Here is an 11963-nt window from a genome sequence, read left to right as displayed (position 1 = left end):
ATTTCCCAGTATGTAAGACCCCTTGAAGACGACGAGGTAGATAGGCTGGGGGTGGAAGTGCAGTAATGCATGGAGCTGACCAGTACTAATCGGTCGAGGGCTTATCCAAATTGCAGGTTTTAAGTCGCAGTTTTCGTTTCGGATCTAGTTTTCAGAGAATGATCTCTGAAATGAAAATCGGTACAACACTCCAATGTGTGTATGATTTTCAGTTCCACAGACGCTGAACCATTCATCCACACCGATGTGTAGGGCCGAATGGAACGCGAACGCATTTGTTACACAAATGCTCGTTTGGTGGCGATGGCGGAGGGGTTCCACACGTACCCATCCCGAACACGACCGTTAAGCCCTCTAGCGCCGATGGTACTTGGACCGAAGGGTCCTGGGAGAGTAGGACGCTGCCAAGCGAAACCCCACCGGGGTATTTTTTTTGGCTCATAGGATCCAAAAGCCCAGTTGGTAAACTTTACAGCTTCTTGTTTGTTGAGAGCTATTAAGGCCCGTTGGTCAAGGGGTTAAGACACCTCCCTTTCACGGAGGTAACAGGGGTTCGAATCCCCTACGGGTCATAACTTTACTTCTTAAAGCAACAAGGGGATGAGAATCCCAAAGGTTCGTCGGAGGATCATCATCGTTAGCAACTGCTGCGCAGTCTCGAGCGAAGTGAGAGTATCCCCTACGGGTCATAGATATGGAGGCTTAGCTCAGCTGGGAGAGCATCTGCCTTACAAGCAGAGGGTCGGGGGTTCGAGCCCCTCAGCCTCCACCATTATAGGGGCATAGTTTAAAGGTAGAACAACGGTCTCCAAAACCGTTGGTGTGGGTTCAATTCCTGCTGCCCCTGCCATTTTATTATGAGCCATTAGCTCAGTTGGTAGAGCACCTGACTTTTAATCAGGGTGTCGAAGGTTCGAGCCCTTCATGGCTCATTTTTTCTATCAGCGTGTCGGGGGATCATTCATCCGGCGTGTAACTTCTAAAATTATCAAAATGGACCATGGTTAGTTTAGCTGAGAGTAAACTACACTACCGACGGAGTCTGCTGAATATAAGAAACCCTTGAGGAAAACTCAAGGGTTTTTTCGTGTATTCTCAGGCTCAATGGCATGTAACTATAAAGAAGAGTAATACTAAGCCAAGTATACGAGACGATATTGAAGTCCCCACATGTGAAGACCATCGAGGGTTTGAAAAATATTAATGACTGCATAAATATGTATTTCTACGGGCAGCCGGAAGAACTGCGATTATTGAACTACTGGAAAACGTAATGTTAGTTTGCTATACATTAGTCGGTTGTACGCGAGCATGTACTGGAGTAGTGTTACTCATTAATCCTCTTGAAAGTAATTTAAGGGAAAATATGCTAGAATAGGAATGATAATTAAAAAATAACATGCCTGTAGTTTAGACATTTCTGCTTTGATCAGGTGGATTAGGAGGGAGAAGTATTGTTTTCAATAGTGTCATCCTTTGCTATTATATTTAACTTGGTATTATACGGATTGGGTCTCTATGCTCTTATCCTGTTTATAAAACTCGCTCAACGTGGAATCCAAGCACTGGATATCTATCTAAGCGAGAAACGTGGGGGACGTTTCTAATTCTCTCATGAATCAACCAACCACAAGATTATCATTTTTCTCTCAGTGTTTTATTTCTACTAGTTTAGTATGATTAACACATCAATTAAGTAAAGAGAGGGCAAATGACATGGTGGATACTTTCTTAGAACAAATCAACGAGTTGAACGAGCTTCAAAAAGACTTGGTCAGCATACATCCTTTATTTGCAGAGCATTATCCTGTGGTTGTTGCATTTGAAGCCCTATTATATATGTATGATTACTCAGTAGAGAAAGGGCAGTATGAATGGGTGAAAACTGTTCCGGATGATCTTAACATTCCTGACGAGTGTCTGGCAGCCATGCCAGTGCATCATATGAACGAACGAATGTGTGCCATTGTGACAGACTCAGCCTTCCAAAATTTTGAGCAGAAAGTGTTTCTGTTTCACGAGTATGTTCATTGTTATATCTATGAGTACTATGGGGAGATCGGAAATCGTCTTCCCATTAAACATAGGATGGAGAAGATTAAACGTGTGACATGGGAGCTGGATTACGAATTCCCTTATGAGGATGAGAATGTGATCCAGCGGATCAATTCACTGTTGATTGCCTTAAAGAGCGGGGATGTAGTCGAGGTACAATCAGCAAGAAAAGCGTTATTCAGCTCTTTAACAGAGGAACAAGGAGAGTACTGGAACTGGCTGGAGTGGAACGAAGGCTATGCGCGATATATCGAGAACCTTATACGGGAAAAATTCGGGTTGGAACTGAATCATATGGGGGATGCAGCCCCTTATAATCGTCTGGTTTTCTATGAGTGTGGATCGGAGTACATCAGTCTGTTGGTTCGCGAACAGCCGGCTCTTCATACAGATTTGGAACAGTTGTTTAATACAGTTCTGGTGGAACGAGTTCAGGGATGAACTTTCTTTTTCTCGGCTAAATGCTGTTAAGTAATGTTTCTTATCGGTTCTATGAGCAGCAGACTCTTGTGTAAAGGAGAATATTCCATGCCATTGCCTATGGTTCACTTACATGTCGCTGTGCTATTTGCTGATGCCACTCCAGAACGTGTTGAACAAGGTTCATTCTATCTTGGGAATATCGCACCGGATTCCATTCATATGCGTGAGGGTACAACGAGGGAGGACAAGGAATACACTCACTTCAACCCCAAGAATGATGAGAAATACATCGAACGTTTACAAGAGCTATACTCCGTCTATATTCAACAACGTTCAGATGAAGGCTGGAAGTGGTTTATACGCGGTTATTTCATGCATGTCATGACGGACTATTACTGGTTTCGGAGTGTGTATCCTGAATTCGTGGAACGAGTCAACAGCACGGATGAAACCAACGATGTGAAGTGAACCAAGGATGAACTTGGCCGTTTGTACTACCAGGAGACGGATCAGATTGATTTTAACCTCTACTATCATGCCATTTGGAGTGGGGACGTATGGCATATGCTTAAGAGTACACAGAGTTATGATGTCGAGGGTCGTTTAACCGCAGAAGAGATTCTGCACTGGAGGGATCGTACAATTTCATTTTTTAACGAGCAGGCCAATGAGCCGGGAATCGTGCCCACATACTTGACTGATGATATGGTACAGGCGTTTGTGACAGATACGGTGCAGCGGTTGATCTTGTTATTCCAATCTTGGGACCCTGAGCTGCAGCATATGAATGTGGATATGGGAAGATAACGAGGGGGTGTTTGCAGATGAAAAAAGGAGCACTGCTCTTATGTTTGTTCGCTGTTATCTTTGCGAGCTGCACACATACCGATACTTCTGGTTAAGGTGAAAATCTTCCCTCGCTTATCACCTTAACCTGTAACCCCGATTACACATTTGAACCTTGCCAAGATATTCAGTTCGATCAGGATAGCGAAGTTCGTGTGATCATGAATGCGATAGAAAACGCGGAACTTTTACCCGGAAATCTTAATTATGCCGCGGAATACAAGATGAGTATAATAAATACGGATCAATCCGTCGCCATATATGATTTTTCAATAGGTACTGATTCTAAAATGAAGGCCCTGTTGGTAGACGGGATAGACACCACCACGGGATATAGCATATCGCTAGAGGATTCCAATCAACTAAGGGCAATAATTGAGAAACATACCCATTAAACACACTTCATGAAATGGAGAGAGAACGTTATATATGGAACAACCGATTATTATTCAACCCTTAAATTCAACAGATATGGAGGGTGCCTACCTGGTGTTTGAACGTTCCATTACGCAGGCGTTTAATCAAGAGGGACTGGGTTCGCTTCAAGATGATATGAAGGATGAAATTGAACACAAAAAGTCGTTGCTTCAATCAACATTACATCCGGACAAGTCTAGTGAGTCTATTGATACCGAATCTTTTTTTCTGCTGGCTAAACGCGGAAATAACGTCGTTGGAACGATTTCATATGCGCCCTGCGGTGAGGAGATCCGAATTCTCAGTGAGAATCGACTGAATCATATCGGAGAATTGGGTAGCTTATACATACTGCCGGAATTTCAAGGTCAGGGACTGGGCTCGATGCTCATTCGGGCGCTCGCAACTGAACTCCAGAAGCAAGGGATTAAGCAATTTTGCCTGGATAGCGGTTACCGGACCGCGCAGAAGAAGTGGAAGCGAAAGTTTGGAGAACCCTACACCGTGGCACACAACTACTGGGGCGAGGGAACGGACCATATGGTGTGGTTATGCAATGTAGAGGATTTTGCAGCAAATTAGAAGCCCAAAAGAGATGACAGCCTGGACTGCACAGGGGTCATCTATTTTACTACGTGAGACATTCAAAATGTGAGGGGTCTCTCTGCTAAGGTGTTGTCTTTCTAGTATATTCAATCCAACTTACGCAGAAGAGGGGGAAGAACGTTTGATTCGAATTGTATTCTTCGATGTAGATGGTACATTGTTGAGCGAAACAGACCGTGGTTTATCATCAGCTACGGCGGATTCCATTCGCGAATTGATACATAAAGGCATGCGGGTGGTGCTTGTCACAGGCAGGCCCTACAGTTTGTGTGAGGAGTTCATTGATTTGGGGATTGATACCATTATTTCAGCCAATGGGGCATTGATCAAAATGGGGGATGAAATTATACATAAGTCCGTGCTCTCTGGACAGATGGTCCGGGAATTAAGTGAATTTGCCGAATTGAACAATCACAGCATTTCCTATTTTACAGAGTCGTTTGCAATGAATGATGTATGTGCCACGGATGTCCGCGTCTTAGGAGCCTTGCAGGAAACCCTTGGCGTAACACATTCTCCGCAGAAGATGGATTCTTTGGAGCAGGAAGTGGTTTGCATGTGCTTATATGCGGATGAGACAGAGGCAGAGAAATTTCAGGACAGATTTTCTTCATTACGCTTTGTGAGATTTCATCCGTATGTGTCTAATGTGCTGGAAGAAAACGAAGTATCCAAATCTGCAGCTGCTGCGAGAGTCCTTGACTATCTCCATCTGACCAGAGAGGAAGCCATGGCCTTCGGTGATGGGGAGAATGATATTGATCTGCTAGAGTTTGTAGGCCTCGGGATCGCAATGGGAAACGGGGGAGAACGTCTGAAACAAAGCGCAGATTACGTTACTCTAAAGGCGAGTGAGGACGGGGTCACCCATGCATTGAAGAAGTTTAGGCTGATATGAGCAACAAGGATTTAATGTAAAATATATCCTTAATATGGATTTTAATATAAAATGGTAGATAAAGAGGTGATGGAGATCGAAGAATTTATTTTTTTTGTGTGTATCTTGATCATGACAGTCACATTACTTAGCATCGAAGTGAAAACCAAAAAAATAATGCAGGAGCAAGCCCGAATAAATCAGAAGCTGGAGCAATTTCTGGAGAAAGACTCCTAGCGAGGGACGATTTACGTAATTTAAGGCAAAGCTAAGGGGGGTGAAGTACAATGGACCAGATTAAAGCCATTATTTTTGACTTGGACAATACCATTTTGAACAGAACGCGAACTTTCGAGGGATTTACTCAAAGCCTGTTGAAGACATACTTCAGCCATCTGGAGACTACCGATAACATCAGTCAACGAATTATTGAACTTGATCAGGATGGTTATAAGGATAAACCACTTCTATTCCATGAATTGCTGCAGGAGCTGCCTTGGTCCGTATACCCGCCGCATGATGAGCTTATGGAGTTCTATGGCAAGGAGTATGTAAGAAGCGCAGTGCTGATGGAAGAGGCGCGGGAAGTCGTGCAGCAGCTCCGAAGCAAATATCAAACCGGATTAATCACCAATGGCAAAACAGATATACAGTATGGCAAAATCGATCAGCTTGGAATTCGAGATGATTTTGACCTGATTATTGTTTCGGAAGAAGCTGGCGTGAAAAAGCCCGATCCGCAGATATTTCGACTAGCACTCGATCATTTCGGTCTGTCTCCCGAGCAGTGCATTTACATAGGAGATCATCCGACGAACGATGTTGAGGGAGCTGCCAATGTAGGCATGAACACCATCTGGATGAAAGTCAACCAGCCTTGGCAGGATAGCATCACGGCTCGTCCTCTGCATTCCATCACGCATCTGCGTGAATTGCTGCCCTTGCTATAAGAAAGGAATAGTTGAAAGAGCGAGGATGCTGGCTGCATCCCCACTTTTTTTAGCATTACCGACTTCAAATTCAAGCATTGTCTATCTAACAAGGTTCAGGCTGTTATGATTCGAGACTTCGAGCGTGTGCTGCGGTTCTCAATAGCTTCTTCGTAGTCCCTGATCAATCCGTCAAAAATATGCTCCCAGGATCGCTGGAGAGCCAGCTTCCTGCCTTCCAGACCCATTAACTGAAGCTGATCCAAGTGATCGCCCCAGAGACATATCTCACGAATCAGGGCCTCGGAATTGCCCGGCTCAAACAAAACACCACTGCGGTGATGCATCACCAGATCCTTCACCCCTCCCGCATTTGCAGCAAGAACAGGCAGTCCGGAAGCCATCGCTTCCAGCACCACATTTCCAAAAGTTTCTGTACAGGAAGGAAACACAAACCAATCCGAAGAAGCATACATAGCAGCAAGCTCTTCGCCATGCACATAACCGGTAAATGTCACATTCGGCGGGCATTGCGAACGCATTTTGGGAAGCAGGGGTCCGTCCCCAACAATGAGCCAATGTACACGGGATTGCATGTGTTCAGGCAGATGCTGCATGGCAGATGTGAGCGTAGCGATATCCTTTTCTGGGGCAATTCGTCCAACGTAGAGTAAAATAAGAGGGGCTGTTATATTGTAGCGAGTACGAATCGCATCTCTTCGTTTATCTGGTGCATATAGATCGCAGTCAATGCCGCGTGACCAGAGCTTGAGACGCTGAATACCTTGCGACTGGAGTGTGTTTAAAGTTTCCAAGGACGGTGCCAGGGTGGCATCGGCGGATCGATGAAACCATTTGATGTACTTCCAATAGAGAGGAATCATGCTTTTCAATCGGTAATATTCGAGGTAGCGATCGAAGTTGGTATGATAGGAGACCACATGAGGCCGTTGATGCTTGAGTGCATACTTGAGACCGAGAAGTCCCATATTGAAAGGTGTGGCGATGTGCAGCAGATCTGGCTCAAAAGCTTGCAGCTGTTGATGGATGGAGGTCCGGTTAGGTAAGGCGATCCGACATTCCGGATACAGAAAAAAGGGGATATTGGCGACCGCTCGTACCGAAGCGGAGCCGCTGCCATCAATGACAGACATCGGAGTAAACAGCAGATGTTCGATACCTCTGCGGTTCATGTGATTACTTAGGCGGTGCAGCGTACCGGCAACACCATTGGTTTCGGGAATGTAGGTGTCGGTAAACAAGGCCAGGCGCATCATTACCCCTCCCATGACTCTTGATGTGAAGATCATAACAATGGATCGTTTTCCGCAGGTCAAATGAAGGTTAACTTCAAGACACTCTATGTAAATTTGAAGATAGCCTGTCCAGGAGAAATGATGAATGTATTCAATTAAAATAGGTTATTCTGCTATGATATAAAAGTTCAAGCGACTGAGAGGTTGTTTGGACCGCAAATGGGTCTAGTGTATATAGGAGGAAATGGATGAATACCTTACAGGAAGAATTACAACAATTATTGCCTTTGGATCAGCTTGAAGCCATGTCTGGGGAAGAAGTGGTGGGGAGTGTGGCCATGGATCTATACCGTGCGGAGTTTGCAACCATTCGTGAATGTGGGCCTGAACTTCCGCAAGTTCTGCGTGACGTGATCCTGATTATTGATCTGGATACCGAGCTGTCGATGAACGGCATGACTGGATTTTTGGAAAATGCAAGCGGAGGATTCCTGCAGGAAACGATAACCGCGATGCAGCGGATCGGGAACGAGGCTGATGCCGAGATCCTGAAGAGTATCCAGCACGAATTATCCGGGAGTGGCGTCACTTCCGAGCAACTGAGGCAGAATGTGAATGCATTGTCTGAGCACGATGTAGCCACGTCGCTGAAAACGCATGGGCCGCACATTCATGCAGTCTTGCAGCGGGTAGAATTGCAAGCCGGAAGCTTGAGCATGCAGGAAGATAATGAAGAAGTTTTTGATCTTCTGTATCAATATGTGGACAATAACAAAGACAGCTTAAGACAGGAAATCGAGCACATCTTGAAGAATTAAATTCAGTTCACGGGGAGAGCTACCATAAACGACAGGTGATGTAGTGGATCATATTTTATCCAGACTGATGGATGAACACACCGTGTATAAGGGGGCCAACGGATGAGGATCAATAAACGTTTGTGCGTTGAATCATTGCTGGTTACACTGTTCATGATTTTGGGTTTGATCGGTTGGAAGATGGTTCAAGGTATGTGGATGACAGCGACTTACGTACCTGATATGTCAGATAGCTATTCATCGGCTACTAACTTGCAAACCCAAGTTGCCTTTGGAGCTATCGTTCGATGGGATGCGAGCTTGATTCTTCTCTATGGAGCTGGTTTTATCCTGTTTGCCGCCGCTTATTATGGAATCCGGTCAGGCCTCATGAAGAGAAAGCAACGTTCTTAGAGTTTATGAGATCTTATTTTTTCTATACACCAAGGGCAGCCCGGCTCGTCAGGTCATGACGGCGAAGGCTGCTCATTTTGCTGTATCGGTATTAGCAGGTCAGATGACTATTCAGTCGCTTCCTTCAGAATGCCAGCTGCTGCCTTCTTCCCAGATAACACGGCGCCTTCCATCGTGGTAAACATGGGCTGTTTGGTATAATCACCAGCAAGATAGAGTCCACGGATTGGAGTCACCTGTTCGGGACGCTTGCGTTCATTGCCTGGGGCGATTCGATAAAAGTTTTCATTTCCTCGTACAATACGATACTCGGTTACGGATGAGACCCCTTCATGAAGTCCGATGGCAGCTAGGCCTTTCCGAGCCCGATGCCAGATTTCCTCATCTGGCAGATCAATCAACTTATCCGGGTTAACCATAATGATAGAAGCTCTCCCAGGTCGTCCACGAAACGTAGTGCGGGATTGTTCTCCGAACGAACCAACATCAGTACCGGGTCCAAAGGTTGTCCGGTCTTCGGGCAGAAGAGGAAGTGCCGATTCGAATTGTACCGTAACATGCGGCATCGCTTCCAGGGTCAGGAAAGGTTGGAACCATTCATGCTCACTGAAATGCTCCTCAAGCAATTGCTGGGAACGACGGATATTGGCGGCCACGACGATTCGCTTCGCTTTAATTTGTTCGCCATCTTTTAATTCCACACCTTCCAAACCATTCGCTCCAACTAACAATCGGGTGACAGGGGCGTTGGTGCGAATTTGCCCTCCTTTTTGCTCGATTGCTGCTGCAAGAGGAGCGCACATCACATCCGTCATGCCCCCGGTGAAGGCGCCAATCCGCATTTTATGAATTCGCGGGATGCCCGGAAGAAAGAGGCCGAAGAAGGCGTATGCCGAATATTGCTCAAGAGGCAAGAAGAAAATGCCGGAAGATAACGGTTCAACGATGCGCTCCAGCGCCTGCTCGTTTACTCCATGCTGTTTTGCATAATCAAGCAGCGAGATCTCATCCAGTTCTTCAGGGCGGGAGACGCAGTCCTTGAACCCTGCAGTCAGAAACGGGACAAGGGAGGCCTTATCGCCAGGTGTAATAAAATCATTGTTGCCTAGTACGCCTGATAATGTTTTAAGAGGAGCATGGATAATGTCCAGTCCAAAATCACCGTAGTCCGCTGCATCAGGATGGCGGACTTGCATGGTTGTTTCCCACGCCAGCATCTGATCCAAATCTATGCCTGCCCGTTCAAGTAATTTTGGCAATTCTTTATAATATCCAATGAATTTATGAAATCCCGATTCCACTTCCATCCCGCGCTCTTCCCAATTGGCTGTGCGTCCCCCAACATATGGGGCTGCTTCGAGGATCAGTACGGGCTTTCCGTGGTCCGCAAGTTCAAAGGCACAGCTTAAACCTGCCAGGCCTGCGCCAATGATAATCGTTGAATCTTCGTTCTTTTCCTGATTCTCACGTTGTGCACTCAAGTGAAATTCGCCTCCTCTGTTTTTATTTAATATACCCATTATTTCCAGCAGACAAGCTGGTTAAGAAGATCCCGTAAGAGGCAATTAATTTATCAACAAATAAAAAACAGCCCTCTGAACGCATGAAATGCAGCCTGAGAGCTGTTGATTTACGACAAGAATTGAATTTACAGATGCTTGGAAATGACTTCTTCAAGACCTTGGGCTACAGAATGAGCTCCTCGCTCCAAATGCCTGTCATACAGATGCAAACGTACGAAGCTTTCATCCGTACCCATCGCTTCTGCAAAAATACCGCCAAGACCACGTGCTCTTCGGTCGATCTGCAGCAGCAATTCCATGGAATCGCCCATCGGATAGAACAGCACTTCCAGTTCATCCAGGTATCCTCTGAACTTGTTTGTAGGCACAAACTCAAACTCCTGTACAAATGGCAGATTGCCGCCAAGTCTTGGAGCATAGTCATTGGTTACTTCCCGCAGCCGGAAACCAAGAATGTCGATGGCATCCAGCACGGTACGCATATTTTGAGTGGGCACAACGCGAAGTCTGTCCCGATCTGAAGGGTCAACGGCACTTGATATATCCAGGCCGGTCTCTACCCAGACCTCTGCGCTATGGAGCGTGATTGGAAGGTTTTCTGGCAGGTCGAACGAGAACTTCTTCTCAAGCTTCGTCCCAGGTTGAAGTGTAAATCCTTCGGTCAGCAGATATTTGGCCACCACGGCTGTTTCCCTTACTTTGCGATCATCACGTTCTCTTATGTAATGCGTGTTGATGGTCAGATAGATCCGGTCCACGTTTTGTTCCACATCTCCAGCTTGAATATATACGGTTCCCGAAAGGACTCCTCCTGGCTCGACCTCTGGTGTATCGAGTTCCGTGTTGACCTTTGCTGCTCCCACACCTACACTGGCTAACATTTTCTTGAAAAAAGACATCCGTTCAACCTCCAGATCATAATGGTTTATACATGGAAAATAATATGACTTCGACCTTAATACGGAATCGATGAGATAGTCGTTTCAAATTTGTTGTGAATGGTTGTTCAGAACGAACAAAGCACTCGCTTAGTCCAAAAATAATATAGTGAAAAGACAGGAGAAACGAACTCCAGATGTCGAATATTGTTTAATTAAGAATTTCCTTCTGGAAGGAGCTGTAACGATGGGAATGGATTGGTACGATATGATCGCCCTGCGAAACGGAGGGTATAAAGGAAGGTCTACATATACCTGGGAAGGTCAATCGGCAGAGGACATTTTTGAAGAACGGTTGATCCGGTTGCTCTCTCAGCATCAATCCGTGCTCGATGCGGGCTGTGGTGATGGGGATTTTACACTGAAAATGTCTGCACATACCCGTCATATTACGGGTTTTGATAACTCTAAGGAGCTGCTTCATATCGCGCAAGCTGCACTTGAAGAGGCAAGCGAAGTGAATAATGTTGAGTTTGTATATGCCACAACGAAGACCGAAGTCCCTTTTGAAAATGGACAGTTTGATCTGATCTATGACCGCAGAGGGCCTACTTCCATCATTGAACATGGAAGAGTGTTGCGAAGTGGCGGCATGATCTTCGGCATACATACAGACATAAGCAAGGTGAAGGAACGATTGCTGCGCAACCGATACGAGCAGATCGAGATTGAGGAGTTTAATGAGGCGTTCATGATTTTCCCGAATGAACAGGAGTTTGCACTTTTTCTCTCCGATGTTCCAGGCAATCCAGATTACACACTGCCCGAGTATCGGGAACAATTACAGGTGAAAATCCAGGAGCATCACATGAACGGAAAAATTGCTGTGCGAGAGCACAAGTACATCTGGAAGGCGGTGAAAACCGCCATATGATAACAATT

Annotated in this window: 12 protein-coding genes, 4 tRNA genes and 2 rRNA genes; 15 read left to right on the top strand and 3 right to left on the bottom strand. The window is 45.7% G+C overall.

Annotated features, from left to right (window positions below; all coding sequences use genetic code 11):
- The 12 genes from GUA98_RS05105 to GUA98_RS05050 form a co-directional block, all read left to right on the top strand.
- A 23S ribosomal RNA gene (locus GUA98_RS05105) occupies nucleotides 1-109 on the top strand; the annotation flags it as partial.
- Nucleotides 110-293: 184 nt separating this feature from the next.
- Nucleotides 294-410: ribosomal RNA gene (rrf, locus tag GUA98_RS05100) — 5S ribosomal RNA — on the top strand.
- Nucleotides 411-500: 90 nt separating this feature from the next.
- Nucleotides 501-572 (top strand) — tRNA-Glu (locus GUA98_RS05095).
- Between the two features lie 124 nt (nucleotides 573-696).
- A tRNA-Val gene (locus GUA98_RS05090) sits at nucleotides 697-772 on the top strand.
- A 4-nt stretch (nucleotides 773-776) separates the two neighbouring features.
- A tRNA-Trp gene (locus GUA98_RS05085) sits at nucleotides 777-850 on the top strand.
- Between the two features lie 9 nt (nucleotides 851-859).
- A tRNA-Lys gene (locus GUA98_RS05080) sits at nucleotides 860-932 on the top strand.
- Between the two features lie 784 nt (nucleotides 933-1716).
- Complete coding sequence (locus tag GUA98_RS05075; protein ID WP_193722225.1) at nucleotides 1717-2496, top strand: hypothetical protein; 780 nt, start codon at nucleotides 1717-1719, stop codon at nucleotides 2494-2496.
- Nucleotides 2497-2583: 87 nt separating this feature from the next.
- Entirely contained in the window at nucleotides 2584-2946 is a 363-nt protein-coding gene (locus tag GUA98_RS05070) for a hypothetical protein (RefSeq protein WP_193722224.1), read from the top strand.
- A 21-nt stretch (nucleotides 2947-2967) separates the two neighbouring features.
- Complete coding sequence (locus GUA98_RS05065; RefSeq protein WP_193722223.1) at nucleotides 2968-3285, top strand: hypothetical protein; 318 nt, start codon at nucleotides 2968-2970, stop codon at nucleotides 3283-3285.
- A 468-nt stretch (nucleotides 3286-3753) separates the two neighbouring features.
- Nucleotides 3754-4323 (top strand): GNAT family N-acetyltransferase, encoded by a 570-nt coding sequence (locus tag GUA98_RS05060; RefSeq protein ID WP_193722222.1) that lies wholly within the window; start codon nucleotides 3754-3756, stop codon nucleotides 4321-4323.
- Between the two features lie 145 nt (nucleotides 4324-4468).
- Nucleotides 4469-5245: a Cof-type HAD-IIB family hydrolase gene (locus GUA98_RS05055; protein WP_193722221.1), complete on the top strand. Its 777-nt coding sequence runs from the start codon at nucleotides 4469-4471 to the stop codon at nucleotides 5243-5245.
- A gap of 266 nt (nucleotides 5246-5511) precedes the next feature.
- Nucleotides 5512-6174 carry an HAD family hydrolase gene (locus GUA98_RS05050; RefSeq protein WP_193722220.1) on the top strand — a complete coding sequence of 221 codons (663 nt, stop codon included), beginning with the start codon at nucleotides 5512-5514 and terminating at the stop codon, nucleotides 6172-6174.
- A gap of 95 nt (nucleotides 6175-6269) precedes the next feature.
- On the opposite strand, the gene GUA98_RS05045 is transcribed toward GUA98_RS05050, so the two are convergent.
- A complete protein-coding gene (locus GUA98_RS05045) occupies nucleotides 6270-7427 on the bottom strand; it encodes a glycosyltransferase family 4 protein (protein ID WP_193722219.1) in 1158 nt (385 codons plus the stop codon).
- Nucleotides 7428-7657: 230 nt separating this feature from the next.
- Between GUA98_RS05045 and GUA98_RS05040 the strand changes: the two genes are divergently transcribed.
- Both GUA98_RS05040 and GUA98_RS05035 read left to right on the top strand, forming a co-directional pair.
- Nucleotides 7658-8227: a DUF4375 domain-containing protein gene (locus tag GUA98_RS05040; RefSeq protein ID WP_193722218.1), complete on the top strand. Its 570-nt coding sequence runs from the start codon at nucleotides 7658-7660 to the stop codon at nucleotides 8225-8227.
- 102 nt (nucleotides 8228-8329) lie between these two features.
- Nucleotides 8330-8620 carry a hypothetical protein gene (locus GUA98_RS05035; RefSeq protein WP_193722217.1) on the top strand — a complete coding sequence of 97 codons (291 nt, stop codon included), beginning with the start codon at nucleotides 8330-8332 and terminating at the stop codon, nucleotides 8618-8620.
- A gap of 107 nt (nucleotides 8621-8727) precedes the next feature.
- Here the strand turns inward: GUA98_RS05035 and GUA98_RS05030 are convergent, their stop codons facing one another.
- A complete protein-coding gene (locus GUA98_RS05030; protein WP_227779374.1) occupies nucleotides 8728-10101 on the bottom strand; it encodes an FAD-dependent oxidoreductase in 1374 nt (457 codons plus the stop codon).
- Nucleotides 10102-10268: 167 nt separating this feature from the next.
- A complete protein-coding gene (locus tag GUA98_RS05025) occupies nucleotides 10269-11042 on the bottom strand; it encodes a sporulation protein (protein ID WP_193722215.1) in 774 nt (257 codons plus the stop codon).
- A 226-nt stretch (nucleotides 11043-11268) separates the two neighbouring features.
- On the opposite strand from GUA98_RS05025, the gene GUA98_RS05020 reads away from it, so the two are divergent.
- Nucleotides 11269-11955: a class I SAM-dependent methyltransferase gene (locus GUA98_RS05020; RefSeq protein WP_193722214.1), complete on the top strand. Its 687-nt coding sequence runs from the start codon at nucleotides 11269-11271 to the stop codon at nucleotides 11953-11955.
- The last annotated feature ends 8 nt before the right edge of the window (nucleotides 11956-11963 follow it).

It is taken from the genome of Paenibacillus sp. P13VS, assembly GCF_015143645.1.
Taxonomy (GTDB): Bacteria; Bacillota; Bacilli; order Paenibacillales; family Paenibacillaceae; genus Paenibacillus; species Paenibacillus xylanilyticus_A.
Note: the sequence above shows the minus strand (reverse complement) of the source record. Positions and strands in the feature narration are given on the sequence as shown.